This is a genomic window from Novosphingobium sp. KCTC 2891 (assembly GCF_025938155.1).
In the GTDB taxonomy this organism is placed as follows: Bacteria; Pseudomonadota; Alphaproteobacteria; order Sphingomonadales; family Sphingomonadaceae; genus Novosphingobium.
Map to the genome: position 1 here is coordinate 19,334 of NZ_JAPCZG010000008.1, position 26,731 is coordinate 46,064.

Below are 26,731 nucleotides of genomic sequence, written 5' to 3' on the forward strand. Positions count from 1 at the left end.
TCGTCCGTTTCATCCATTGGCAATGCGGTTTATGGAAACAATCCTGTATGCACAAACACTTGATCACGACAGCAGCCGTCCTTGCCCTGATGGGCGCGCCGCTTGGCGCGCAAGTGCTGACGCCGGCGGCGGGCGAGGTGCTCGGAACGGTGACCGGCGTGGCCGGCCGTATCGGCGCACCCGTGCTCGATGATCTGGCCCGGTTGCCGCAGATGGCCGAGGAACTGGCCCGGCGACGCGTGGATCGGCTGGCCCGGCTGGTTCGGCAACAGCGCCGCGCGGTTGAGACGGACGAGGAAGGCCAGCCGGCGCGCCGGGGCGTCCTGCTCGTGATCGATCCGCCGCAGGACCTCGAGCAATCGCTGGAGGGGACCGGGTTCCGGGTGGCGGGACGGGAACGGCTGGCGGATATCGGGTTGGCGCTTGCGCAGGTGGAAACGCCGGCGGGACTCACCCTGGCCCGGGCGCAGGAACGGCTGCGCAAGGCATTGCCCGGCGCAAGCGTGACGGCCGACAATCTGCTGTTTCCAGGGGGCGGGCGTGCCGCGATGGTTCCCCCGGCCAAGGCATCTGCACCGGCCCCATCCATCGCCGGCCGGGTCGGCGTGATCGATGGCGGCGCGGCGGGGCAAGTGGACGAGCAGCGCGGGTTCGCCACCGGTGCGCCGCTGGCGGGAAACCACGGCAGCGCGGTGGTGTCGCTGCTGCACGGCGCCGGGGTAAGGCGGATCCTGCTGGCGGATGTCTATGGAGCCGATCCGGCCGGCGGCAACGCGCTGGCCATCGCGCGGGCGTTCGACTGGCTGGTGGGCAAGGGCGTTCCCGTCATCACGATCAGCCTTGTCGGCCCGGCCAACCCGCTTCTGGCCCGGGCCGTGGCCGCCGCGCAGCGACGCGGTGCGACGGTTGTCGCCCCCGTCGGCAACGATGGTCCCGCCGCGCCGCCGGCTTATCCAGCATCGTTTCCCGGCGTTCTGGCGGTGACCGGCGTGGATGGCCGCAACCGCCCGCTTATCGAAGCGGGTCGTGCGCTGCATCTCGACTATGCGGCGCCCGGTGGGGATGTGCAGGCGGCGGATGCACGCGGCCGCCGGGTGACGGTGCGGGGCACCTCCTTTGCCGCACCCCTGGTGGCGGCGCGCGCGGCGGCGGCTGGCGGCAATGTCCGGCAAGCGCTTGACCGCGAGGCGGTCGATCTGGGACGCAAGGGCCCCGACGAGAGCTATGGCCGGGGCCTGCTCTGTGGAACCTGCCGCCGGGGCCTTTGAAAAAAATTGCGATGACAATGGATTAAGCGAAATGACCCATCCGTTTCCTTCCTCGAGGGGCGCGCTGAGCGCCCGGTATATCGACGAAAGGAATATGCGATGCGTACCATGCTTGCAGCTTCGGCAGCGATCCTTCTCGTGACCACCTCGGCTCATGCCCAGCTTCTGGGTGGTGGCGGATTGGGCGGTGGCCTTTCCGGCGCGGTGGGAGGCACGCTGGGCGGAACGCTCGGCGGGGGGGCGGTCGGATCGACCATGGACACGGTCAACGGATCGGCCTCGGGTACCCTGCGCGGTTCAGGCTCGGCCAGCGCGCACAAGTCGGTCGATCGCAAGAGCGGCAGGGTCCACGCGGACGGCGGTGCCGATGGATCGCTTGCGGGCGCCGTCACGGGCAATGCCGTGAACAACGCCGGCGCGCTCGGCAGCGCGGCGGGCGGCAGTGCCGCCGGCCAGGCCTCCGGTGGCGGATCGGGTAGCGCCGATGCCCAACTGATCGGAACCGACGCGGTCCGTTCGGTTGCCGGATCGGCGCGCGGGATGGCGACGACGGCTTCGCAGGCCGCCATGAGCGGCGCGCACAGTGCAGCCGGTTCGCTCGCCGGGACGGCCAGCGGGGCCGCTGGCGCAGCGGGGACGGCGGCAGGCGGCTTCAGCGGCGTTGGCCGAGCATCGCAAGCCGGCACGGGCGGCGGCGCGCTCGCGCTCGGCGGCAGCGCTGCTTCGTCGGCCAGTGGCGCGTTCTCGGTGACCAAGGGCATGAGCGTGCTTGCACCAGATGCGCGCGGCAAGCTTGGTTCGGTGCGCCAGGTGATCGCTGATGCGCATGGTGACGTTCAGGCGCTTGTCGTCCGCGTGCAGGGCCAGACCGCAACGCTTCCGGCGGCCAATTTCACGGCCGGTGGCAACGCGCTGGTGTCGGCCATGGGTGCGACCGAGATCAAGCGCGCTGCCGGCCAGCAGGCCGCTTCCGCATCGTCGGCGAAGGCCAATGACCGGGCCGGCGCGGCGACCAAGCGCTGACGGCACGCCCGACCGGCCTGAGGGCCGGTCGGGTCCGTGATGCGGCGTTCAAATGCCTGCCGCGGGAACCGCTTGGCGCGCCGGGCATCATGTTGCTGTACCGGCAATGCGAGGCGACGATGGCGGCAAGGGCATATTGGCAAGGGCAGATCCGGCTGGCGCTGGTGTCCATTCCGGTCGAGGTCTACCCCGCGACCCGCTCTGGCGCCGCGATTTCGTTTCGCCAGATCCATGAACCCAGCGGCAAGCCGATCGCGTACGAGAAAGTCGTCGCGGGGATCGGCCCGGTGGACCGAGACGAGATCGTCAAGGGCTACGAAGTGTCACGCGGCAACTACGTCCTGCTCGGCGATGACGAGATCGAGGCGGTAAAGATCGAGAGCCGCAAGACGCTGGAACTGGTGCAGTTCGTCGAAGCGCAGGAGATAGAGCCCCTCTGGTACGAAAAGCCCTACTACGTGGTGCCTGCGGACGATCTCGCTGAAGAGGCCTATGTCGTGCTGCGCGAGGCGCTGCGATCCGCGCGCAAGGTGGCGTTGGGGCAGCTTTCAGTGCGCGGGCGCGAACAGCTTGTCAGCCTCAAGCCTTGCGGGCGCGGCATCGTGCTGGAAGTGCTGCGCTATGCCGATGAGGTGCACAAGGCTCGCGGCTTCTTCGACAAGATCGCCGACGACCCGCCGGCCGAAGACCTGCTGGATCTGGCCACCACGCTGATCGACAAGAAGACCGCGCCCTTCAAGCCGGAAGAATTCCACGACCGCTATGTCGATGCCTTGCATCGCCTGGTCGAGAAAAAGGTCAAGGCGAGGGGCGGCAAGGTCCTCGAAGACGTGTCCGACCCCGCGCCCCGGGGCGGCAATGTGATCGACCTGATGGCCGCGCTCAAGAAGTCCCTTGGCAGCGCCGACGACCGCGGCGGTTCGGACAAGGCGCCCCCAAGCCGCAAGGCCCCGGCCAAGGCGCCGGCCAGGGCATCCTCGCGGCGCAAGCGAGCCTGACCGGTGGCCGGGAAGCCCGCCGATCCGCTCGCCGCCTACAACAGCCGGCGCGACTTCGCGAAAACAGCGGAGCCGGCAGGGCAGCGCGCGGCGAGCGAGCAGGGCAACCGCTTCATCGTGCAGAAGCACGACGCGACGCGGCTGCACTGGGACTTCCGCCTCGAAGTGGACGGCGTGCTCAAGTCGTGGGCGGTGACACGCGGTCCCAGTTCCGACCCGGAGGACAAGCGGCTGGCAGTGAGGACCGAGGACCATCCGCTCGCCTACGCGGATTTCGAAGGAACGATCCCCAAGGGCGAATACGGCGGCGGCACGGTGATGTTGTGGGATCGGGGCACGTGGGCACCGATCGCGGGCAAGTCCGCGAAGGATCTGGAAAAGGGGCACCTTCACTTCACGCTCGATGGCGAACGGATGAAGGGCGAGTGGATCATCTTCCGGCTCAAGCCACGTGCCGGCGAGAAGCGCGAGAACTGGCTGCTGCGCAAGGTGGATGACCCTTACGCGGAACAGGGCGATGCGCTGGTCGAACGCGGGCTGACTTCGGTTCTGACCGGACGAACGATGGCCGAGATCGCGGGCGATGCAGACGGCGCGCATTCGCTGAAAGGCAAGCGCGGCAAGGCTTTCGCGGCCGAGATGGACGCCGCCGCAACGCGCAACGCACGGCTGATGCCGAAGCCGAAGAAAGCAAAGGGATCCAAGGGCTTGCCCCTGTTTCGGGTACCGCAGCTGGCAACGCTGGTCGACGTGGTGCCCGCAGGCAATGGCTGGATGCACGAGATCAAGTTCGACGGCTATCGCGCACTCGTCGCCGCGGATGGAGGCGAGGTGCGCGTCTATACGCGCAACGGTCTGGACTGGACGGACAAGTTCGCGCCGCTGGTGCGCGCGATCGCTGCGCTCGACCTGCCGCCGGCGCTGATCGATGGTGAAATCGTCGCTGCCGACAACGAGGGAAATCCGGATTTCTCCAGCCTTCAGAAAGTGTTGAAGCGCGGTCATGGCGCGCAGGATGAAGCGACGGCATTGTCGTTCCATGCCTTTGACCTGCTCGATCTGGCCGGTGAGGACATGACCGCGCTTTCCAACATCGAGCGCAAGGAGCGGTTGCAGGCCTTGCTGGCAGGAGCGGCCCCGCCGGTCCACGTTGCCGACCATGTCATCGGTGCGGGGGAAAAGCTTTATAAGGCAATGTGTTCTGCCGGGCAGGAGGGGATCATCTCGAAGCGCGTCGATGCGCCGTACCTGCACCGGAGGAGCAAGGCCTGGCTCAAGGTGAAGTGCGTGCTGCGGCAGGAATTCGTCGTGATCGGCTGGAAGAAGTCGAACGCGCGGGGGCGGGCATTCTCCTCACTCCTACTGGCGCAAAACGAAGGCAAGATGCTGGTCTACAAAGGTAATGTCGGAACCGGTTTTGGCTCCGGCACGATGGACGAACTGGCGCGCGCGATGGCATCGCTTGCCGAGGACCAGCCCGCCGCCGAGGTGCCGCGCGAGGATCGGCGCGGCGTGACGTGGTTGCGGCCGGAATTGGTGGCCGAAGTCGCCTTTGCCGAATTCACGGCGGAAGGCTCGGTTCGCCACGCCAGCTTCGTGGGATTGCGGGCAGACAAGCCGGCCGGGGACGTAGTACCTGAACGACACCTAACCGCACCTGAGGCCGACATGGATGGTTCCGACGTGCCCATCAGCAACCGCGACCGGGTGATCTTTCCCGAAAGCGGCGAGACCAAGGGAATGCTGGCCGACTGGTACGCGGCGATGGCCCCGCTGATGCTGCCGTTCGTCGGCGGCCGGCCCATCAGCCTCGTGCGCTGTCCGCAGGGGCGCGCGAAGAAATGCTTCTTCCAGAAGCACGACAGCGGCACATTCGGGGAACACGTCCATCACGTTCCCATCACCGAGAAGGACGGGCACGCCGAGGACTATCTCTATGTCGAGGATGCTGCCGGGCTGCTCGCCTGCGTGCAGATGGGCACTATCGAGTTTCACGCCTGGGGCAGCAGGGTGGGCGATGTCGAAGCGCCGGACCGGATGGTTTTCGATCTCGATCCCGACGAAGGGCTCGGCTGGGACGAGGTGCGCGGCGCGGCGCGGCACTTGCACGACCGCCTGGCCGACATCGGGCTGGCCAGCTTCGCCATGCTGTCGGGAGGCAAGGGCGTGCATCTGGTGGTGCCGCTCATCCCCGGCCATTCCTGGGAGGCGCACAAGGACTTCGCCCAGCGCTTCGCTGGAGCGCTGGCAATGGCGGAGCCGGATCGTTTCGTCGCCACCATGAGCAAGGCGAAGCGCACTGGCCGAATTTTCATCGATTATCTGCGCAACCAGCGCGGTGCGACTGCGGTGGTTCCTTACTCGGCCCGCGCGCGCTCCGGGGCGCCGGTGGCGGTGCCGATCGGCTGGGGCGAACTGGACCATTTCGACAGCGCGCACCCGTTCTCGATCCGGGAAATCGATGCGCTGCAGCGGCGCGCACGCAGCAAGGCGTTGGCAGGATGGGGTTTCGCGAGCCAGCGCCTGCCCGATCTCTAGTTCGCCCGCTTGGGCCACCCTAGGACATTGTAGAGTGACAGCCTGGCGCGGTTGGAAACTACAAGAGCGCCAACCATGCAAATAAGGGGCGGTGGTGATCGCCAGATGCTCCTGCAGGGCTGTGTGACTTGGGAGATGGACGATGACTGAAGACGTCAAGTGGGACCTGGAAGCTGACGTTGTCGTCCTCGGTTCGGGCGGGGCCGCCATGACGGCCGCGATTTCCGCGCACGATTTCGGCGCCAGGGAAGTGGTCATCCTGGAGAAGACCGGGATGGTCGGCGGGACGACCGCCATGTCCGGCGGCATGCTGTGGATCCCCAACAACCATCACCAGCATGAGGCCGGCTTCGAGGATTCCGACGAGGAGGTCGTCACCTATCTCGACTCGCTCGCTCCCGGCGCGCTCGATCCCGAAACGCTGTGGGCGTTCATGCAGAACGGGCCCGAAATGCTCCGCTATCTGGCGGACAAGACGCCCGTGCGCCTGCGTGCCTTCTCCGATTTTCCCGATTATCAGCCCTATGCGCCGGGCGCCAAGCCCGATGGCGGGCGTTCGCTCGATAACGAGGCGTTCTCGTTCGAGACGCTCGGCAAGTGGGCTGGCCGCGTGAACCCCAGCAAGATGGCCTATCCGCTGCGCGGCAGCCTGATGGAAGCCATTCAGGGCACGCTGGATGAAGCCACGCTCGCGCAGCGCGAAGCGGGCGATTACCGGGGCCTGGGTCAGGCGCTGGCCGGCTCGCTGTTCAAGGCCGTGCTGGATCGCAACATCCCGGTCGAGTTCGAGAAGCGCGCGCGCAAGCTGGTCAAGGACGGCGACCGCGTGATCGGCGTGATCGCCGAAGACGCCAATGGCCGCGATTTCCGCGTGCGCGCCCGCCGCGGCGTGGTCATCGCCACCGGCGGCTTCGAGTGGAACGAAACGCTGGTCAAGGCCTTCATCCGCGGCCCGCTGACCGGGCCGGTCAGCGTTCCCGAGAACGAGGGCGACGGCCTGCTGATGGCGATCGACGCCGGCGCCCAGCTGGGCAACATGCAGAACGCCTTCTGGATGCAGAGCGTGCTGGAAATGAAGCCGCAGCACCGCAGCGCCAAGCCCAACTACCTGCTCGGTTCGGACGAGCGCGCCCGCCCGGGCGCCATCCTCGTCAACAGCGCCGGCAAGCGCTTCGTCAACGAAGCGGCGAACTACAACGCCGTGGGCAAGTCGCTGCACGCTTTCGACGCGGGCACGCACACCTATTCGAACCTGCCCTACTGGCTGATCATCGACCAGCGCTACAAGAACAAGTACCACACGTTCAACTCGCCGCCGGGGGCACCCGCGCCGTCCTACATGATGCAGGCGGACACGCTGGAAGAACTGGCCGAGAAGGCCGGGATCGACGCTGCGGGCCTGAAGGCCACCGTGGAGCGGTTCAACGGCATGGTCCGCAACGGCCATGACGACGATTTCAACCGCGGCGACAACACCTACGACAATTTCTACATGTGGGGCGATACCGACTTCGAGCCGCCGTACCGCACGCTCGGCGTGATCGATCAGGGCCCTTACTATGCGGTCAAGATGGAAGCGGGAGCACTGGGCACGGCTGGCGGTCCGAAGACCAACGCCGACGCGCAGGTGGTCGATTGGAGCGGCAACCCGATCCCCGGCCTCTACGCTGCGGGCAACGCCATGTCGGCGGTGCTGGGCGACGTCTACGGCGGTGCCGGCGGGACGCTCGGGCCGGGCCTGACCTTCGGCTACATCGCCGGACGTCACCTCGGAACGCACATCCCCAACCACTAAGACAGGTCCATGCGTCATGTCGGCACCCCCAAGCGGCTTGCCGGCATGACGCTCCCGCGCTGCTGAGGCTGGGCCGTGCCGACCGGGCGCGGGATGGCCAACAATCCTTTCGTGCTTTGCACCGAGTGCCGGGCATTGTGCAGTGCGGCCTTCATGCGCGCTGACTTATCGCCCGTTGCGGCGGCCGTTTCTCCACTCGTGCCCAAGGTGGGCAATCTGTGCTTGTGCACGGATCAGAGATTCTTTCTCCGAGGGATGCGTGCCGGCTCTTGTCATATATTAGCTATTGTATGCATAGCGTTTTCCGGCGGCGAAACCGCCGCACCGGCACGCTACCCCTACTCAGGATGCGATCACGCCAGCGATTTCATCAAGGGGTAAGAATACCATGTACGCCAAGATCCGCACGTCGCTTCTCGCGGCAGGCATCAGCTCGCTCGCCGTCCTGGCGGTTCCCGCCCATGCGACCGACGGCTATTTCCTCAATGGCGTTGGCGCAAAGGCCAAGGGCGCCGGCGGCGCCTCGATCGCGGACGCGCAGGACAGCCTGGGCATCGTCGCCAATCCTGCTGCGGCGACCGAAATCGGCGCGCGGCTTGACGTCGGCGTGGAGATTTTCATTCCGGATCGCGGCGCGGCGATCAGCGGCAATGGCGCCGGGTTGAACGGCAAGTTCAGCGGCAACGGCGCGAACCCCTTCGTCCTGCCGGAATTCGGCTATGTCCGCCCGCTTTCTGACAAGGTCGCGCTCGGCATCGCGATCAGCGGCAATGGCGGCATGAACACCGTCTACAAGCACAATCCCTTCGCCTCGTTCGGCGCGACCGGCGCGGCGGGCGTTGACCTGAAGCAGATCTTCATTTCGCCGACGCTGGCCGTGCGCCTGGCCGAAGGGCAGTCTGTGGGCGTTTCGCCGGTCATCATGGTGCAGGGCTTCCGCGCCATCGGCATCCAGCCGTTCGCCGCAGCGTCGGCCGATCCGGCGCACTTCACCAATCGCGGGACCGACTGGGCCGCTGGCGCCGGTGTCCGGATCGGCTGGCTGGGCCGCTTCGGCAAGGCTTTCAGCGCCGGTGCGTTCTACCAGTCCAAGATTTCGAGCGGCCGGTTCGACAAGTATGCGGGCCTGTTTTCCGACAAGGGAAGCTTCGACGTTCCCGCGTCGTGGGGTTTCGGCGTTGCCGTCCGTCCGGTCGACCGGCTGACCATCGCCGCCGATTTCAAGCGCATCGAGTATGCGGGCGTCGCCTCGGTCGGCAATCCGCTCTCCGTGCTGTTCACCGGCACGCCGTTCGGCGCGAAGGATGGGCCGGGGTTCGGCTGGCGCAACATCTCGGTCTACAAGGTGGGGCTGACCTACAAGGCGAGCGAGCGGATCACGCTGCGCACCGGCTATGGCCGGTCGGGCAATCCGGTGCCTTCATCGGAAACGCTGCTCAACATTCTCGCCCCCGGCGTGGTGCGCGATCACTATACGCTGGGCGCGACGTGGACCCCTTCGTCCGGACCGGAAGTGACGGGCTTCGTGATGCACGCGCCCTCGCAGACGGTGAAGGGCAGCGGTTCGATTCCGGCCCCTTACGGCGGCGGCGAAGCGGATGTCCGGTTGGGCGAGACATCGTTTGGCCTGTCGTTCGGCTTCCGGCTCTGAGGCGGGCGTGAGCAGCTTCCTCCATCCTCTTCTGGGCGGCCTTCTGATCGGCTCGGCCGCTGGGGGGCTGCGGCTCGCCAATGGTTCGATCGCCGGCATCAGCGGCATTTTCGGGACCGGCCTGCTGCGCCGGGAGGGCGGGTGGCAGCGGGTGTTCCTGCTGGGCCTGATCGCGGCGGCGCTGGCGTGGCTGGTCTTTCTGCCCGCGGATCGCCCGCCCCAGGCGCTGCTCGGCTATCCGCTTTCGCGGCTGGTTGCGGCCGGGCTGCTCGTGGGGGCGGGGACGGCGCTGGGCAATGGCTGCACCAGCGGCCACGGCGTGTGCGGGCTGGCGCGCTTGTCGCTGCGCTCGCTGTTCGCGGTGGCGGTGTTTATGGCGACGGCCGAAGCGGTCGTCTGGCTGGACCTTGCGCGGTGGCTGCGGTGAAGGCGCTGTCCGTCTTCGTCGCGGGGCTGGTCTTCGGCGCCGGGCTGCTGCTTTCGGGCATGGCAAATCCCGACAAGGTGCTGGGCTTCTTCGTGATCGGTCCGAGGTGGGACCCCAGCCTCGCCTTCGTCATGGGCGGCGCGTTGCTGGCGGCCTTTCCGCTCTATCGCATCGCCCACCGCCGCGACCGTTCGCTGACGGGCGAACCGCTGGCCCAGCCGGACGAGACGGGCATCAATGCCCGCCTCGCGATCGGCGCGGCCCTGTTCGGCGCGGGCTGGGGCCTTGCCGGGATCTGTCCCGGCCCGGCCGTTGTGGCGTTGCCTTTCGCGCCGGTGCAGGTCGGCGTGTTCCTTGTCTCCATGCTGCTGGGCTGGGCGGTGGTCCGCCGCCGGCCCCGTTCCTGAGAGCCGGCCGAACCTCAATAACCGCGTGAGCGGATGACCAGGTTTGCGGGCGGGCCGCCCTGCGCCACCGCTGCGATGTTGTCGAGAATCTGGCGGTGCAGCCCCGGAATGACGGTTGGCCAGTTCGACGAGAGATGCGGCGTCACGCGCACCTTGGGGTGGGTGTAGAGCGGGTGGCCGGCGGGCAGCGGTTCGGGATCGGTCACATCCAGCGTGGCGAAGCCGAGGCGGTCTGCGTCCAGCGCGGCGAGAAGGGCATCCTGATCGACAATCGATCCGCGCGCGATGTTGATGAGGTGCGCGTCAGGTTTGGCGTGGGCAAGCAGGCGCGCGTCCACAAGACCGCGCGTTGCGCCCGTCGCGGGCAGGGCGATGACGATATCGTCCGCGATGGCGACGGCTTCCTCGATGCTGCCGGCATGGGCGATGCCGTCTGCCGGCGCGCCTGAACGGCGGATGCCGACAGGATGTGCGCCGAGCGCGCGGACGCGGTGCGCGATGGCCAGGCCGATCGAGCCAAGCCCCAGTATCGCCACCGTCCGGCCGAACACGTTGCGCTGAGGCCGGGGCGCCCACTGGTCGGCCGCGTGGATCGACAGCGCGGCGAAGTCCTTGGCATGGGCATAGATGGCGCCGATAACGTAGTCCGCGACCTGATCCGACGCGGCACCCCGCCCGCACGAGAACCACGGAGCATCGGCCAGCCATTCGGGGTAATAATCGACCCCGGCGGAAGTGGAGTGGACCCAGCGCAGCTTGCCCGGCCAGGCGGCGGGCGGGCCGGCCGCCGCGATGGACTTCCAAACCGGCGCGGGGCGCACGATGAGGGCGTCCGCCTCGGCTGCAATCGCGCCGACGGCGGCGGCATCGTCAAGCGGGAGCGGGATGACGCGCGCCACCGCCGGATGGCTGGCGGCGAGGGAATCGAATTCGGGACCGATCTGGCTAGCCACGATCAGGGACATGGGGAAACTCCTTGAGAGGTATTCTATTGGCCGGCCGATGCCGCGCGCAGGGCCGGCTCGAAGCGGAAGTCGAACAGGGCATCGACCGGCACGTCGCGGTGCAGGACGCCGTCCTTGCGCCAGAAGGCGATTTCATCGGCAAAGCTGCGCTTGAGCTGGTCTTGCTGCGCGGCGTCGAGGCCGTAGCGGTAGCCGGTCTTGCGCGTGATGCTGAGCGCGATGGCGGGGTCAATCCGCGCGAGCCTGCTCATGGCGGAGCTGAATGCCTGCGGCTGGTCGGCGACCTTGACGGTGGATCGGGCGAGCCGGGTCAGGAAGTCCTGGATCGCCGCGCGCCGGACCGGGTCCGCGAGCGCGTCGGTCGAGGCGAACTGCAAGGCATAGCTGTCGCGGTTGCCGCCGATCCACTGCAGCAACTGGAGATCGGGGCGCGAGAGCAGGACGCTGGCCTGCGGCTCCCATATGCCGAGCACGTCGATGTGTCCCGAGATCAGAGCAGCGACGGCCATATCGTTGGAAAGGCTTGAGAACGTCACGTCGCGGGGGGCAAGGCCGGCGCGTTCCAGCTCGCGCTTGAGTATATATTGCGTGCCGGTTCCCTGAAGCACCGAGATCCGCGCGCCGCGCAGGTCTGCCAGCGAGCGGTAGCGCGCGCCCTTGCGCACGATCAGCGCGGCGGCGCCCGGCGAATTGCCCACCGTGCGCCCGGCGGCGACCACCTTGATCGCGTCGGTTCCGTTGTTGCCGGCTTCGAAGATCAGGCCGGTCGCGCCGCCGTTGCCGCCGATGTCGACATCGCCGTTGCGCAGCGCTTCCAGCAGCGCAGGCGTGGCGGAGAACTCGACCCATTCGATCTTGTAGGGCGTTTTTGCCAGTTCGCCCGCCACTTCCAGATAGGGCCGGTTGCCGATCCGGTTGGGCGCACCCACCCGCAGCGTGAGCGCGGCGAGCTGCTCGCTGGTGACGGGCCCGTTCGCGGCGTGCCCCGGAGAGCGGGAGCAGGCGGCCAGGCCGCCTGCAAGAACCGCGAGGGCAAGGGCGAGCATCGAGCGAAAGCGCATGGTGAAAGCCCTTTTCCCTGTCATCAGAAGTTGACGGTCGCCCCGACGACCACCGCCGCGCCGTCGCCGGGATGGAAGGCGGCCGTGTCCGCGCCCTTGGCATTGAACACGGTGGAGACTGCCGCGACATATTTGCGGTCGGTGAGGTTCGATCCATCGACGAACACGGACCAGCGTTCATCGGGCGAGCGGTAGCCGGCCTTGGCCCCGAGGATGGTGTAGGCCGGCGCCTCGATGGTGTTGGCATAGTCGGCAAAGTAGCTGGAAGCCGACTGGACCGAGGCGCCCACGTAGAACCCGCTGGCGTGCTCGAACACCAGTTCGCCCTGGTAGAAGTGCCGCGGAATGCTGGGCAACTGGTTGTCGCCGAACGCGGGATCGTTGCGGAAGTGGAAGCCGTTGTAGGTATAGGCGTTGCGCAGGCGCAGCGCGGACCCATCGCCGCCGCGCCAGAGGTTGAAGGTCAGGCCGGCCTCGATGCCTTGGTGGATCGTCGGGCTGGCATTGAAGCCGGTGACCAGCGCCGCGCTGGTGGCGGTGGCCGGGGCGACCTGCACCAGCAGGAACTCGTTGCGGATCCACGACCGGTAGAGCGACAGGCTGGCGTCCACCGTATCCGACTTCACCTTGAAGCCCACTTCGGCCGTTTCGCCTTTCTGGTCGACCAGCGGCTTCACGTAGTTGACGATGGTGCTGTAGGTCGAAGGCGAATAGCCCCAGGTCGCAATCGGGTTCACCGACTTGGAGTAGCTGGCGAACAGTTCCAGCTGCGATAGCGGCTTGACGCTGACGCCGATGCGCGGCGCCACGGTCCAGTCGTGGTAGTTGACCTTGTCCGTCTGCCCCGCATTGATCGGCGCGGCGGTGTAGTCGATCGACACCTTGCGCCGGATCTCGATCGCCGACACGCCCAGCAACAGCCGCAGGCCCGGCGCCAGCTCGGTCGAATTGCCCAGCGAGATCACGTTGTCGTAGGAACCGCTGAAATTGTTGTCCTTCACCACCGCGTGGTTCAGCGCGGCCGAGAAGGCCGTGGTCGAACCCTTGACGTGCCGGGCGTTGAACCAGCCGAGGTTGGTTTCGCTGGGCAGGCCGAACAGGTCGCTGGTGTTGGTATAGCGCAGGCTGACGTTCAGGTCGTCGTAGCGGGAATCGCTGGGGAAGGGGATCTTGGTGTTGATGTGCTGCGGCGTGGACGAATAGTTGATGCCGAAGTGCAGCGAATTGTTCGCATCGATCGCCCAGTCGGTGGTGTTGGCGAACGAATAGGACCCGTACTTGTCGACGTCTGCCTGCGAGATGCGGAAGGCGGCGCTGGTCTGGCGCGGGTTGTCCTTGAGCTGTGCCAGCGTCAGCGGAGCGGATTGCAGGTGCTGTTCGTTGGCGTAGCGGGCGTAGAAACGGGTCTGCACCGCGTCGCTCAGCCGGATGCCCAGATTGCCCGACACGAAGATGCGGCGCTTGCGGGTCTGTTCCTGGAAGCCGGTGCGGCGCGAATAGACGCCGTTGATGTAGTAATCGACGTTGCCCGTCTGGCCGCCGACCGATCCCTGCGCTTTCAGGTATTCGTAGCTTCCGCCCTGGATGCCCAGCCTGACGCCGGGATCGGTGAGGCCGGTGCGGCTGACGAAGTTGACCGCGCCGCCCAGCGTCACTGCGCCATAATCGAACGCGTTCGACCCGCGCAGCACCTCGGTGTAGCGAAGCCCCAGCGGCTCGAACAGTTCGTAGGACGTGCCGCCCGGTCCGGTCAGGCCCACGCCGTCGAGCAGATACTTGATGCCTTCGGTCATGTTGCCAAGGCCGTTGACGATGCCGGAGCCGCGCACGGTGACCTTGATGCCGTCGTTACCGCCCACGGACTGCACGATGACGCCGGGCTGGTAGGCGAGCAGGTCGCTCACCGTGGCGACCTTGCCGCGCTCGACATCCTCGGAATCGATGATGCTGGCGCCGCCGGGAATGCGGTCCACCCTGGCGCGAGCGGTGGCGACTTCGCTTTCGCGCTTGCCCGTCACGGTGATGGTGCTGCCGGTGCGGCCTGCATCATCATCCGCCTCGGCTGCAGGAGCCGGCTCTTCGGCCGCATCGGCCAGCGCGGCGTGGGCCGGGGCCGCGAAGGCGGGCAGCAACAGCGCGAGCGCGGACGTGTAGAGGCGGGTGTGCTGCGCGATGCGGCCGCGACGACCGGCATGGCTGGAACTCGACATGAAAAATCCCCTGATTGCAATGGAATGAGGCACAAAGAGGCCCTTGCTGCGGAAGCGCAGCGATCGGGCCGGTCGTGCGGAAGGTGGTCAGACCGAGGAAGCGATCCGTTCTTCGTCGGCGCCCGCATGCGCATGGGCGCCGTAGCGGCTGACCGGCTTGCCCAGGCCAAGATGGCTGCGCAGCGTGTCCCCCGCATAATCGGTGCGGAACAGCCCGCGCCGTTGCAGGATGGGCACGACTTCGGCGGCGAACAGTTCGCTGCTGCCAAGGCCCTGGCCCGGCATGACGACGAAGCCGTCGCTGCCGCCTTCGCGGAACCATGTCTCCAGTCGGTCGGCGACCTGCTCGGGCGTGCCGATCACGCGGCCGTGGCCGGCGGCGCCCACTTGCAGTTCGATGAGCTGGCGCACGGTCCAGCCTTCTTCCAGCGCGAGCTGGCGGAACACGCCGTAGCGGCTCTGCCGGCCCTCGACCGACAGCACCGGCGGCAGGATTTCCGCCGGAAGCCGGTCGTCCAGATCGAACTGGCCAAGGTCGATGTCGCCAAGCTGCTTGCCCGTCGCCGCGATGGCCTCGCGCGTGATCTTGCCTTCGAGCAGCTCGCGGTTGCGGGCCTGCGCCGCCTGCTCGGTATCGCCGATCACGGTGACGATGCCGGGCAGGATCTTGATCTGCGCGGGATCGCGCCCTTGCCGTGCGGTTTCGCTCTTGAGCGTGCGATAGAACGCCTGCGCTTCGCTGAGCGTTTGCTGGGCGGTGTAGACTGCTTCGGCAAAGTGCGACGCGAAGGCGATGCCATCGCGCGACGATCCGGCCTGGAACAGCACCGGGTGACCCTGCGCCGAGCGCGAGACGCCCAGCGGGCCTTCGACCGAGTAGAACTCGCCCTTATGGACGATGCGGTGGACCTTGCCGGTTTCCACTTCGAGATGCGCGCCGGTGGCGATCAGCGCATCGTCCTCCCAGCTGTCCCACAGCTTGCGCACCACATCCACGTGTTCAAGCCCGCGGCGATAGCGATCGGCGTGCGAGGGCAAGGGCGCTTCGCCGAAATTGTATTCGCCATAGCTGGACGTCACCGCATTCCACCCGGCGCGGCCATTGCTGATGAGGTCCAGCGACTGGACCTGCCGCGCGAGGTTGTAAGGCTCGGTATAAGTGGTCGAGATCGTGGGTACGAGGCCGATTTGGCTGGTGACGGCCGCGAGCGCAGCAAACAGCGTGACCGGTTCAAGCCGGGGCGGCGCGGTGCGGCTCTGCTCGCGCTGCAGGGTATCGGCCACCATCACGAAGTCGAACTTGGCGCGTTCCAGCGCCTGCGAGATCCCGGTGTAGTAGCCGAGCGTGTTGGTGATCGCCTGCCCATCGGGCGTGGCGTTCGTTTCCGGACGATCGAAGTTGGGCGAATTGAACATCACGCCAAGGTGCATCTGGCGCGCAGGACTGGTCGCACGGGTCATGGTGACGGCCCTTTCCGGTTTTCGGGTTGAAGCTGGTCGATTGGCTGGTGGGCGAGTGGCGGCTCAGTCGAGCACGTCGGGTTCCTCGCCGGTGATGCGATCCCAGTAGGGCAGGAAGCTCAGCGCGGCGTAGGCTTCCCGCTGTTCCTCGGTCTGCCGGTTGGGGCGGGCAAGGTCATAGGGAGCCCCGGCCGCGAGGACGGCAAGTTGCAGCTTCGCCGCTTGCTCGAAGGCGATGAACCGCCAGGCCGCGGCCTCCACCGTGCGGCCCACCGCCCAGTGGCCGTGGTTGCGGTAGATCAGGAGGTTGCGGCTGAATGCGTCTGCAAACCGCTGGCGATGTTGTTCGGGCGTGAACGTCTCGTCGGTCGATGGCGCATAGACCACCTGATCGTCGGCGAATGGCGCGATGTCGTCGATGATCGGTTCGACCGCTCGGCCGAAGGCGGACCACGCCTGCCCATGGAAGGCGTGAACATGGAGGATGCCCACGATTTCCGGGCGCGTCGCCTGCAACGTCAGATGCATGGGCAGGCCGCCGGTGTTGATCGGCAGGTCCCCTTCCAGAACCTCGCCCTTGCCGTTCACCAGCACCAGGTCGCTGGCCCTGATCCGTGCAAAGTCCACGCCGATCGGGTTGATCCACAGGCCGTCGGTGACCTGCGGGTCGCGCGCCGTGGCATGGCCGTTCAGCCCCGGCTCGACGCCGTAGCGCGCGAACAGCCGCAGCGCCGCTGCCAGCTGGCGCTTGCGGTGAAGCCGTTCGGCCGCGACGTCGCGGCCGGACTGCGGGTGGGCGAAGCTGATGCCCGCGCCATCACGCTCGATCGTCCGGATGGCAGGGCCATGCCCGGCCGGCTGGGGGCGCTCGACTGTGAGGGATGTTGCCACGTTGCGTTCCTTTTAAGCGTTCGGCCCTGCGAAAGGGCATTCCGCCGGGTGACCTCGGCAGATGACGGTTCTTATCGGGTGCGGCGCAGCAATGTCCTATGAGAAGGAGTTGGCGGTTTGCAGATGTTCTAATTTTTAGTTTTTCTAAAGGCGGGAGATTATTTCAATCGATCATGGATATATTTGAGAGTTTTATTTGAGGGTTTGGCGCTGTCGGTCGAAGGCGTGGGTCGCGGTTCGGCGGATTCCGGTGCGCCGCGATGACGAGGAAGCGATTGCCGCGATGCCACATCTAGACAGCCCGGGCTGGGTCTCCGCCGACGACGTGTGGTTCGTGACCGGCGCCTCTCGCGGCTTTGGCCGGGCGCTGGCGGAAGATCTGCTGCAACGCGGCGCGCGCGTGGTCGCCACCGCGCGCCATCCGATCGTGCTGTCGGACCTGGAGGAGCTTTACGGTGACCGCGTGCTGGCGCTTCGCCTGGACGTGACCGCGCCGGCGGAAATCGCCACGGCGGTGGAGCGGGCCGAGCGCCATTTTGGCCGTATCGACGTTCTGGTGAACAATGCCGGCTATGGCTATCTCGCGGCGGTGGAAGAGGGCGAGGAAGCGGAAGTCCGCGCCTTGTTCGAGACCAATTTCTTCGGACTGGCGGGGGTGACGCGCGCGGTCCTGCCCGGAATGCGTCGCCGCCGCCGCGGAACCATCGTCAACATCTCGTCGGGCGGAGGCTTCGTCGGGCTGCCCGGATCGGGCTATTACGCGGCGACCAAGTTCGCGATCGAAGGCTTGTCCGAGGCGCTCGACCGTGAACTGGAGCCGCTGGGCCTGCGCGTGCTGATCGTTGAGCCGGGGTCATTCCGCACCGGCTGGGCCGGGCGCTCGCTGCGCCAGTCGCCTGTGTTCATTCCCGATTACGAGCCAACCGCAGGCCACCGCCGCCGTGCGGTGGTGGCCAACCATGGCCGGCAGCGCGGCGATCCCGTGCTCGCTGCGCGGGCGATCATCGCCGCGGTGACCTCCGAGCACCCGCCGCTCCGTCTCGTCCTTGGCGGCGATGCGCTGGCGAACATCCGCGGCAAGCTGGACAGGGTGGCGGCCGACCATCGCGGCTGGGAGAGCTGCACGCTGGGCACCGACATCGTCGAGGATGACGAGGCGCCGCTTCGGCGGCTGGGCGCATGAGCGAGGCGCGCGCGTTGCCGCTGACGGCGCTGCGGGTGCTGGATGCCTATATCCGGCACCGCAACTTCACGCGCGCGGCCGAGGAACTGGGCATCACGCCGGGCGCGGTCACGCAGCACATCCGCGCATTGGAGGAATGGACGGGCGCGCCGCTGTTCACCCGTTCTGGCAGGGAGTTCCTGCCGACCGCCAATCTGCGCAACGCGCTGCCAGACTTGCGCGAAGGCTTCGCGCGGCTGGCCGATGCCGGCCGTGTCCTGCGCGCGGCCACGCATCAGGCGCAGGTGGTGTCGGTCTCGGCGCCGCCGTCCTTCGCGTCCAAGTGGCTGCTGCCGCAACTCGACGATTTCCGCAGCGTGCATCCCGATATCGAGATCTGGGTGTCGGCCGATCTCGCGCTCGTCGATTTCAGCCGCAGCAATGTCGATCTCGCCATCCGTTATGGCCCGGGCACCTATGACGGTCTCATCGCGGAGAGGCTGTTTGTCGAAAATGTCGTGCCGGTGGCCTCGCCCGCCTACCTCGCGCAGGCCGGACCGCTCGAACATCCGGCGGACCTGCTGCGCTGCCGCCTGCTGCACGATCTGGACGAAGATGGAGGCGGCCCCGCGCCCGATTGGACCATGTGGTTCCGCACGCGCGGGGTCGCGGCGGACGCCTTGCTGGAGGGGCCGCGCTATAACCAGTCGAGCCTTGTCGTGGAGCAGGCCGTGGCCGGGAAGGGCATCGCGCTTGCCCGCGCGGCCATTGCCGAGCGCGACCTCGGTTCCGGCCGCCTCGAAGCGGTCCTGCCCGATGTGACCGAACTGAACCTTGCCTACTGGCTGGTATGGCCCCGCCACCGTTCGCTGTCGCCCCCGGCGCGCGCTTTCGTCTCGTGGCTGAGCGGCCGGACCATCGCCGTCGACCAGCGCGGCTGCGCCGCGGAACTTTCCGGATCTTGAGAAGGCCCGACCCCATGAAGCACACCTATTCCGCCGCGCACTGGGGGATTTACGAAGTCGATCCGCAGCCCGAGGGTGCGCCGGTATTGCGGCCGCTGTCGGCCGATCCCGACCCGACGCGGATCGGGCTGGATCAGCTTTCCCCCGAAGTGCGGCGGCTGCGGATCGCGCGCCCGGCGGTGCGCAAGGGGTGGCTGGAGGGCCGTTCGCGCGATGGACGGGGCGGCGAGCCTTTCGTCGAGATCGACTGGGACGAGGCGCTGGACCTTGTTGCCGGGGAAATCACGCGGGTCAGGACCGACTGGGGCAATCGCGCGATCTTCGCCGGGTCCTATGGCTGGGCCAGCGCGGGGCGTTTCCACCATGCGCAGAGCCAGCTGCACCGCTTCTACAACTGCCTGGGCGGCTATGCGCGCAGTGTGGACAGCTACAGCCTTGGCGCGGGCCGCGTGCTGATGCCGCACATCGCGGTGGACATGGACAGTTCCAACGCATCGCACACCAGCTGGGATGTGCTGGAAGACCATTGCACGCTGTTCGTCTCTTTCGGAGGGGTGCCGCTCAAGAACACGCAAGTCTCTTCCAGCGGGGCTGGCCGGCACCGCGCGCGGGCGGGCCTTGCCGGATTGGCGAGCGCGGGCGTGCGGATCGTCAACATCGGCCCGGTGGGCGACAACCTTGAGGCCGGCGCGGGCGTCGAATGGATCCCGCTGCGGCCCAATACCGACACCGCGCTGATGCTGGCGCTGGCCCATGCGGTCTATCACGATCCGGCCTTCGACCGCGCTTTCATCGACAGCCACACGGTCGGTTTCGACCGGTTCGTGCCCTATCTGGTCGGCACCGCGGACGGCGTGGCGAAAAGTCCGGAATGGGCCGAGCCGATCACCGGGGTTCCGGCTGCCGCCACCCGCGCGTTGGCCGCCGCCATGCTCCGCAATCGCACCATGCTCAACGCGGCCTGGGCCTTGCAGCGCGCGGCGCATGGCGAGCAGCCGTTCTGGGCGCTGGTGACACTGGCGGCGATGTTGGGGCAGATCGGCCTGCCGGGGGGCGGCTATGGCCTGGGCTATGGCGCGATGAACGTGATGGGCAGCGCCCATGTGCGCATTCCCGGACCCGTTTTTCCGCAGGGGCGCAACGCGGTGGCGGACTTCATCCCGTGCGCACGGCTGGCGGACATGCTGCTGCATCCGGGCGAGCCGTTTCGCTACAATGGCGGCGAACATCGCTATCCCGACATCAAGCTGGTCCACTGGGCGGGTGGCAATCCGTTCCACCATCATCAGGATCTCAACCGCCTGCGCCGGGCGTGGGCCCGGCCCGAGACCATCGTGGTGCACGAGCAATACTGGAACGCGGCGGCGCGCCATGCCGATATCGTCCTGCCCGCCAGCACCGCGCTGGAGCGCAACGATATCGGTTTCGCCACGCGCGAAGGCTATTACATCGCCATGAAGCAGGCGATGGCGCCGCAGGGCGAGGCGCGCAGCGATCACGCGATCCTTGCCGGGGTGGCGGAGCGGCTGGGCGTGGCCGAAGCCTTTGGCGAGCGGCGCGACGAAATGGCGTGGCTGCGCCAGATCTACGAAAGCAATCGCGCACGGGTGGGAGAAACCGGACTGGCGCTGCCCGATTTCGATGCGTTCTGGGAGCAGGGGCTGATCGACCTGGCGCCGCACGATGCCCCGCACGTGATGCACGCCGACTTTCGGGCCGATGCTGTGGCGCATCCGTTGCCCACGCCATCGGGCCGGATCGAGATCTTTTCGGAGCGTATCGCCGGGTTCGGCCTGGGCGATTGCCCCGGTCATCCGGTGTGGCGCGAGCCGTTTGAGTGGCTGGGCGGCGCGGAAGCGGACCGTTTCCCGCTGCACCTGATTTCCGACCAGCCCGAGCGTCGCCTGCACAGCCAGCTCGATCCCTCGCCATGGAGCCGCGCGGGCAAGGTGGCGGGGCGCGAAGGCGTGCACATCCATCCGGCCGACGCCGCCGCGCGGGGCATCGGCGATGGCGACGTGGTCGAACTGTTCAACGATCGGGGGCGCTGCCTGGCGGGTGCGGTGCTCAACGAACGGCTGCTGCGCGGGGTGGTGCGGCTCTCGACCGGGGCGTGGTACGATCCCGACGGGATGCGAGACCGCCACGGCAATCCCAACGTGCTGACGCTGGACCGGGGCTCGTCAGAACTGTCGCAAGGGTGCAGCGCGCATTCGTGCCTTGTCGACTTGCGCAAGTGGACGGGGGAGGCGCCACCGGTGCGCGCGTTCGACCTGCCGCGGATCTAGCCGCGCGAGGCGTAGCGCCGCGCGGCGATGTCTGCGCCTTCGTTCAGCAGCGGGCCAAGCAGGCGGTAATCGTCGAGCTGTCCGGCATCGAGCGGCAGGTTCCAGCCATGATCGCGGCGGATCTGGCCCAGCTGGCCGGATCGCGCCAGTTCGGCGGGCGATGGCGCGCTGGCCGAGGCCTCGTCCGGATTGACCCACAGGGCATCCGCCTCGCAGGCCAGTTCGCAAAGGTAGCAGGTCTGGCAGGCCTCGATCCGCGCGATCACGGGACGGTCGGCCCCGGCGTCGAAGACGAAGCCGGGGCAGGCACGAACGCAGGCGTTGCAGTTGGTGCAGCGATCTTCGACCAGCGCGGCAATCATGCGGCGACACCCTGTGTGACCGGATGGTCTGCGCGGGTCCATACCCTGTCCAGTCCGCCAACCAGCAGGCGGTGCGCCTTCGCCGGATCGGTGGCGGGGGCGTCTTCGCGCACGTGCAGGCCGCGGCTTTCGCCCCGCGCGAGCGCTGCGGCAAGGCTCCACCGGGCCGTGGCGGTCATCGCTGCCTGCGCGCGCAGTTCCACCAGCGCGCGGCCGCCCGCGCGGGCATGATCGGCCAGCCCCCGCCAATGCGCGTCGACCGTGGCGGCGGAACGGGCCAGTCCGGCCTTGTCGCGCTGGAACGCCTGGTCATAGCCGTGGACCGCGCTGCCGACGGCCTGCGCCAGGGCGGCAAGTTCCAACGGCTGCGGCGCGCGGCGTGGCCGCAATCCCACCCGGCCGAGGCCGCGCGCCGTGATCGCAGCAGGGCGCCGCGATACGGCGGCCTGCCGGGCGGCGGCGAGTCCGGCGATCCGACCGGATGAAAGTGCCCAGGCCGCGTTGACCGCGCCGCCGCCGCTGCTGGCACCCGCCACCAGTTCACGCGTGGCGGCATCTCCTGCTGCAAACAGGCCGGGCACGCTGGTCCGGCATTCGTCATCGATCACGCGCAGGCCGCCGGTTCCCCGGATCGTGCCTTCGCCGAACAGGCGGACGGGGAACCGCTCGCGCCACAGGTCGATGCCCCGCCGCTCGAACGCCGCCAGCGTGAGCGGCTGGATGGAGCGCAGCACGCCGGGCAGCGCCTTGGGCGCATCCGACAGGTCGGCGAGCACCGGCCCCCGTTGCATCGCGCGGCCGAGCGCCTGCAAATGGGCGTGGCCGGCCTTGGGCGGGGGAATGTCCAGCTCGCGGCCGGCGTCGTCAAAGAAACGGGCGGCGAAATAGGGCAGGGTGCGGGTGGACGACCATGCGGGCGAAAGCGACCACGACGGGCCGAACTCCATGCCCGAAAGATCGGCTCCGGCCTCTGCCGCCATCAGCAGCCCGTCGCCGGTATTGCCATGGCTGCCCAGCAGGCCCGACCGGAACGCGCAGCCGCCGGTGGCCATGAGCGTGGTGGGCGCGCGAACGTCCCATACGTCTTCGCTGTCCAGCGCGATGCCGCGCGCGCCCACGATCGCACCGTCGGCATCGGCCAGCAGCTCGATTGCGGGATGGTGATCGAGAATGGTCACCCCTGCGGCACTCGCCAGGCTTCGCAGCGCGCGCATATATTCAGGCCCGCGCACGCCCTGGACATAGCGGCCGCCGCTGCCGTCGCTGCCGAAGGGATAGAACGGGGCGATATCAGGCAAATGGCGCCAGGTCAGGTCGATGATCCGCGCCATCCATTCGGGATCGCCAAGGCCTAGCGCCTTGGCTTCCTGCCGCTCGATGGCTTCGCGCCGCAGGGCTGGGTCGGGCGAAACCCACCAATGCCCCGGTCCGCCGGTCGCCGTGACCCCGCTGGTGCCCACCGCGCCCTTGTCAGCCATGACCACCGAGGCGCCTGCCTGCGCGGCGGCGATGGCGGCCCACGCCGCCGCCATGCCGCCGCCGATCACCAGCACGTCGGCCCGAAGAATCGTGGATGCGATCATTCTGCTGCTTCGACCAGATCGTGGGGCGCCTCGGCGGGATGCGGCGCGTGGCGGTGGAGCGGGACGGGCAGGCCAAGGTGCCCGCGCAGGGTGTCGGCGGTGTAGTCCGTGCGGAACAGCCCGCGCTTTTGCAGGATCGGCACCACGCGTTCACGGAACAGCGCGAATTCGGCAGGCCGCGTGACACGCAGGTTGAAGCCGTCGGCGGCGCGATTGACGAACCAGCGCTCGATCTCGTCCGCGATGGTTTCGGGCGATCCGACGAAGCCGCTGCGCCACTGGCCATGCCTGGTAGCCGCCTCGCGCAGGGTCAGCCTGTTTTCCCGCGCATCGGCGATGATGCGTTCGGCGTGGCCCTTGTAGCTGTTGAGCGTGACGCCGGAGAGATCGGGGAAGGGGGCGTCCAGATCGTACTGGCGGAAATCGTGGTAGTTGAACGCGCGGCCCAGCTGGACCAGCAGCTTGCCGATATCCAGCGCTTCCTGCTGGCTGCGCGCGATGGCCTGCGCCTCCTCGTCGGTGTCCGCGATGACGGGGAACAGCCCCGGCATGACGACGATGTGGTCGGGATGGCGGCCCAGCGCCGCCGCGCGCGACTTCAGGTCGGCGTAATAGCGGCGGCCCGCCTCGATATCCTGCGAGGCGGCGAACGTGCCATCGGCAATGGCGGCGCCCAGATCGCGGCCTTCGGAGCTGTCGCCCGCCTGGAAGATCACCGGCTGCCCCTGGCGCGAGCGGGTCAGCGCGAGCGGCCCGGCAACCGAGAAATGCTTGCCCTTGTGATCGAGCCGATGCTGCTTCGCCTTGTCGAGGAACAGGCCGGCCGCCTTGTCGCGCGGGAAGGCGTCGTCCTCGTAGCTGTCCCACAGGCCGCGCACGACATCGACGAATTCGTGCGCGCGTTCATAGCGGTCTGCGTGGAGGAAATGCTCTTCGCGGCCATAGTTCTGTGCCGCGCCTTCCAGCCCGGTCGTGACCACGTTCCACCCTGCGCGGCCCCGGCTGATGTGATCGAGCGAGCCGAACTGGCGGGCGACGTTGTACGGCTCCCAGTAGGACGTGGTGAGCGTGCCGACGAGGCCGATGCGGCGGGTTTGCGTTGCCACGGCCGAAAGCAGCGTCAGCGGCTCCAGCCGGTTGAGGAAGTGCGGGGCGGTATCGGGTGTGATGAACGGGGAATCGACGATGAAGACGAGGTCGAATTTCGCCTCCTCCGCGAGCTGCGCGTTGCGGATGTACCAATCGATATCGATGCTGGCGTCCCCGGCCAGATCGGGATCGCGCCACGAATGCTGGTCGGTGCCGACGCCTTCGAGGATGGCCCCCAGGTGAAGCTGGCGCTGTGCGGTCATGACGATCTCCTTTGAAGGAGGTTACCGTAGAGCGCCCCGGCGGCCGTGATGAACGACCATTGCTGATAGCTTCATTGAGAGTGCCAATGTGGTCCGGCTTCGGCGTGCCGTGCCGGGGGAGCCTTGTCGCGCCGTGTCAGGACTGGAGCAGGGCCGTCGGCACGTCATAGTCCCATTCCGCATATTTCCGGACGATCACATGGGCCATGGCGATCAATTCCGGGGAATGATCGCCCACGCGGTGGCTCATGATGATGGGGGATGTGGCCGGCTCTGCCAGATCGCGGAAGGCGACATCGTGGCTGCGGGCGCGGCGCACGGATTCAGGCACGATGGCAATACCTTCCTCGGCGGCGACAAGGCCGATGGCGATCTGCAATTCGCGGGCCTCGTGCACGATCCGGGGTTCGATCGCGTGGTCGCGGAACATCGAGATGACCTGGTCGGCATAGCTGGGGCGGGGCGAGCGCGGATAGATGATCTGCGGCTCGTCGGCGAGTTCATGGATCGATACGGGGCCATCGCCGCGGGCCAGCGGGTGATCGACGGGGAAGGCCGCGATCAGCTCTTCATTGCGCAGCACCACGCGGCGCACCGCCGGATCGTCGAACCGGATGCGCCCGAAGCCCACGTCGATGCGCCCTTCCTTGAGCGCGGCGATCTGGTCCAGCGTGGTGCTTTCGACCATCACCAGTTCGACGTTGGGCGCTTCCTTGCGAAAGGCGCGGATCAGTTCGGGCAGGCGGGCATAGATCGTCGATGCGACGAAGCCGATGGTGAAACGGCGGCGATCGGATGCGACCGCGGATCGCACCATCGATTTCATGTCGTCCATGCGGCCAAGGATCTGCTGGGCCTGTTCGCGCACCAGCTGGCCCAGCGGGGTCAGCCGCAAGGGGCGCGCGGCGCGGTCGAACAGCGGGGCGCCCATCTCGTCCTCAAGCTGCTGGATCGCGCGGCTCAGCGGCGGTTGGGCGATGTGCAGCTGCTCGGCAGCGCGGGTGAAGTTGCGCTCGTTGGCGACGGCGAGGAAGTAGCGAAGCTGTCGTAGATCCATGGCCATACCTATCAGGTATTGAAACATTACCGCAATAGTCTTGGATGTGGCTGCGGCCGAGGCATATCTGCTGTCGACATTACCGAGAATCAAGGAGTGTCGCCCCCATGCCAGCGATCGAGCGGATCGATACCTTCATCGTCGATGTACCGACCATTCGGCCGCACGTGCTGGCGATGGCGACGATGCACGCGCAATCGATGGTGATCGTGCGCCTGACCGATTCCGATGGCGTCGAAGGCATTGGCGAGGGCACCACGATCGGCGGTCTTTCCTATGGCGAGGAAAGCCCGGAAAGCATCAAGCTGGCGATCGACACCTACATCGCGCCGGTGCTGCGCGCCTGCGATGCGGCGCAGGTCGGCGCTACGATGGCAGCGATCCGCAAGTCGGTGCGCGGCAACCATTTCGCCAAGTGTGCGATCGAGACCGCGCTGCTCGACATGGCGGGCAAGCGGCTGGGCGTGCCGGTGTCCGAACTGCTGGGTGGCGGCCGTGTCCGTTCGGCGCTGCCGGTGGCATGGACGCTGGCGAGCGGCGACACCGCGCGCGACATCGAGGAAGGCGAAGCCGTGCTGGCGCAGCGCCGCCACCGCATCTTCAAGATCAAGATCGGCAAGCGCGCCGTGGCCGATGACGTCGCCCACGTCGGCGCCATCTGCAAGGCCTTCGCGGGCCGGGCCAGCGTGCGCGTCGACGTCAACCAGAACTGGTCCGAGGCGCAGGCCGACCTCGGCATGGGCATGCTCCACGATGTGGGCGTCGACCTGGTCGAGCAGCCCGTCGCCCGGGATGCCGTCGATGCGATGGCGCGCCTTTCCGCCCGTCATACCGTGCCGCTGATGGCGGACGAGGCGCTGAACGGCCCGCGGTCGGCGTTCCGCCTTGCCTCGTCCGCGGCGGCGCGGGTCTTCGCGGTGAAGATCGCCCAGTCGGGTGGACTTCTCGCGGGGGGCGAAGTGGCCGCGATCGCCGCCGCTTCGGGCGTGGAGCTTTACGGCGGCACCATGCTGGAGGGCGGGGTCGGCACGATCGCCTCGGCGCACCTCTTTTCCACATTCCCCGAGCTTTCGTGGGGCACCGAACTGTTCGGCCCGCTGCTGCTGACGGAGGAAATCCTCAGCGAGCCGCTGGGGTATGCCGATTTCGAGCTGGCCGTGCCCACCGGCCCCGGCCTCGGCATCGCGCTCGACGCAGACAAGATTGCCTTCTTCCGCCGCGATCGCACCGCGCCGGTGGTCCACGCATCAGCCTGAAAGGACTTGCC

General features: G+C 67.7%; 21 protein-coding genes. 12 read left to right on the forward strand and 9 right to left on the reverse strand.

Annotated elements, in window-relative coordinates; genetic code table 11:
• The first annotated feature begins 59 nt into the window (after positions 1-59).
• The 8 genes from OLX02_RS14675 to OLX02_RS14710 all read left to right on the forward strand — a co-directional run bounded on the left by OLX02_RS14675 (position 60) and on the right by OLX02_RS14710 (position 10,107).
• Positions 60-1,268 (forward strand): S8 family serine peptidase, encoded by a 1,209-nt coding sequence (locus tag OLX02_RS14675; RefSeq protein ID WP_264424051.1) that lies wholly within the window; start codon positions 60-62, stop codon positions 1,266-1,268.
• Positions 1,269-1,367: 99 nt separating this feature from the next.
• Entirely contained in the window at positions 1,368-2,291 is a 924-nt protein-coding gene (locus OLX02_RS14680) for a hypothetical protein (RefSeq protein ID WP_264424053.1), read from the forward strand.
• Positions 2,292-2,410: 119 nt separating this feature from the next.
• The gene (locus OLX02_RS14685) at positions 2,411-3,289 is read left to right on the forward strand and encodes a Ku protein (protein ID WP_264424054.1); all 879 of its coding nucleotides are present in this window, start codon (positions 2,411-2,413) and stop codon (positions 3,287-3,289) included.
• Between the two features lie 3 nt (positions 3,290-3,292).
• A complete protein-coding gene (gene ligD, locus OLX02_RS14690; protein WP_264424056.1) occupies positions 3,293-5,827 on the forward strand; it encodes a DNA ligase D in 2,535 nt (844 codons plus the stop codon).
• Positions 5,828-5,969: 142 nt separating this feature from the next.
• Positions 5,970-7,622 (forward strand): FAD-binding protein, encoded by a 1,653-nt coding sequence (locus OLX02_RS14695; protein WP_264424058.1) that lies wholly within the window; start codon positions 5,970-5,972, stop codon positions 7,620-7,622.
• 388 nt (positions 7,623-8,010) lie between these two features.
• On the forward strand, positions 8,011-9,273 hold the full coding sequence (locus OLX02_RS14700) for an OmpP1/FadL family transporter (protein WP_264424059.1): 1,263 nt from the start codon (positions 8,011-8,013) through the stop codon (positions 9,271-9,273).
• A 7-nt stretch (positions 9,274-9,280) separates the two neighbouring features.
• Entirely contained in the window at positions 9,281-9,700 is a 420-nt protein-coding gene (locus OLX02_RS14705; protein WP_264424060.1) for a YeeE/YedE family protein, read from the forward strand.
• Entirely contained in the window at positions 9,688-10,107 is a 420-nt protein-coding gene (locus OLX02_RS14710; protein ID WP_264424061.1) for a DUF6691 family protein, read from the forward strand. The genes OLX02_RS14705 and OLX02_RS14710 overlap by 13 nt, the downstream gene beginning before the upstream one ends.
• A gap of 14 nt (positions 10,108-10,121) precedes the next feature.
• Here OLX02_RS14710 and OLX02_RS14715 read toward each other — a convergent pair whose 3' ends face one another.
• From OLX02_RS14715 to OLX02_RS14735, 5 genes are all read right to left on the reverse strand, one after another.
• Positions 10,122-11,072: an NAD(P)-dependent oxidoreductase gene (locus OLX02_RS14715; RefSeq protein WP_264424062.1), complete on the reverse strand. Its 951-nt coding sequence runs from the start codon at positions 11,070-11,072 to the stop codon at positions 10,122-10,124.
• A 23-nt stretch (positions 11,073-11,095) separates the two neighbouring features.
• A complete protein-coding gene (locus OLX02_RS14720; protein WP_264424064.1) occupies positions 11,096-12,133 on the reverse strand; it encodes a PhnD/SsuA/transferrin family substrate-binding protein in 1,038 nt (345 codons plus the stop codon).
• 23 nt (positions 12,134-12,156) lie between these two features.
• Complete coding sequence (locus OLX02_RS14725) at positions 12,157-14,343, reverse strand: TonB-dependent receptor family protein (protein WP_264424066.1); 2,187 nt, start codon at positions 14,341-14,343, stop codon at positions 12,157-12,159.
• 87 nt (positions 14,344-14,430) lie between these two features.
• A complete protein-coding gene (locus OLX02_RS14730; RefSeq protein ID WP_264424068.1) occupies positions 14,431-15,804 on the reverse strand; it encodes an NtaA/DmoA family FMN-dependent monooxygenase in 1,374 nt (457 codons plus the stop codon).
• A gap of 63 nt (positions 15,805-15,867) precedes the next feature.
• Complete coding sequence (locus tag OLX02_RS14735; RefSeq protein ID WP_264424069.1) at positions 15,868-16,695, reverse strand: class II aldolase/adducin family protein; 828 nt, start codon at positions 16,693-16,695, stop codon at positions 15,868-15,870.
• 250 nt (positions 16,696-16,945) lie between these two features.
• On the opposite strand from OLX02_RS14735, the gene OLX02_RS14740 reads away from it, so the two are divergent.
• Genes OLX02_RS14740 through OLX02_RS14750 form a run of 3 tightly spaced genes read left to right on the forward strand, consistent with a single transcriptional unit; the run spans position 16,946 to position 21,110 of the window.
• Positions 16,946-17,878, forward strand: coding sequence for an oxidoreductase (locus tag OLX02_RS14740; protein WP_264424071.1), 933 nt, complete (start codon positions 16,946-16,948; stop codon positions 17,876-17,878).
• Positions 17,875-18,822 carry a LysR substrate-binding domain-containing protein gene (locus tag OLX02_RS14745; RefSeq protein ID WP_264424073.1) on the forward strand — a complete coding sequence of 316 codons (948 nt, stop codon included), beginning with the start codon at positions 17,875-17,877 and terminating at the stop codon, positions 18,820-18,822. The genes OLX02_RS14740 and OLX02_RS14745 overlap by 4 nt, the downstream gene beginning before the upstream one ends.
• A 14-nt stretch (positions 18,823-18,836) precedes the next feature.
• The gene (locus tag OLX02_RS14750) at positions 18,837-21,110 is read left to right on the forward strand and encodes a molybdopterin-dependent oxidoreductase (RefSeq protein ID WP_264424075.1); all 2,274 of its coding nucleotides are present in this window, start codon (positions 18,837-18,839) and stop codon (positions 21,108-21,110) included.
• Here the strand turns inward: OLX02_RS14750 and OLX02_RS14755 are convergent.
• The 4 genes from OLX02_RS14755 to OLX02_RS14770 all read right to left on the reverse strand — a co-directional run bounded on the left by OLX02_RS14755 (position 21,107) and on the right by OLX02_RS14770 (position 25,464).
• Positions 21,107-21,472 (reverse strand): ferredoxin family protein, encoded by a 366-nt coding sequence (locus tag OLX02_RS14755; RefSeq protein WP_264424077.1) that lies wholly within the window; start codon positions 21,470-21,472, stop codon positions 21,107-21,109. The genes OLX02_RS14750 and OLX02_RS14755 overlap by 4 nt on opposite strands.
• Positions 21,469-23,055 (reverse strand): FAD-binding protein, encoded by a 1,587-nt coding sequence (locus OLX02_RS14760; RefSeq protein WP_264424079.1) that lies wholly within the window; start codon positions 23,053-23,055, stop codon positions 21,469-21,471. Before OLX02_RS14760 ends, OLX02_RS14755 begins: the two co-directional genes overlap by 4 nt.
• On the reverse strand, positions 23,052-24,407 hold the full coding sequence (locus OLX02_RS14765) for an LLM class flavin-dependent oxidoreductase (protein ID WP_264424080.1): 1,356 nt from the start codon (positions 24,405-24,407) through the stop codon (positions 23,052-23,054). Before OLX02_RS14765 ends, OLX02_RS14760 begins: the two co-directional genes overlap by 4 nt.
• A 136-nt stretch (positions 24,408-24,543) precedes the next feature.
• On the reverse strand, positions 24,544-25,464 hold the full coding sequence (locus OLX02_RS14770) for a LysR family transcriptional regulator (protein ID WP_264424081.1): 921 nt from the start codon (positions 25,462-25,464) through the stop codon (positions 24,544-24,546).
• Positions 25,465-25,571: 107 nt separating this feature from the next.
• Here OLX02_RS14770 and OLX02_RS14775 point away from each other — a divergent pair, with 107 nt between their 5' ends.
• Positions 25,572-26,720, forward strand: a complete 1,149-nt coding sequence (locus OLX02_RS14775; RefSeq protein WP_264424082.1) for a muconate/chloromuconate family cycloisomerase — start codon at positions 25,572-25,574, stop codon at positions 26,718-26,720.
• Positions 26,721-26,731 lie beyond the last annotated feature (11 nt).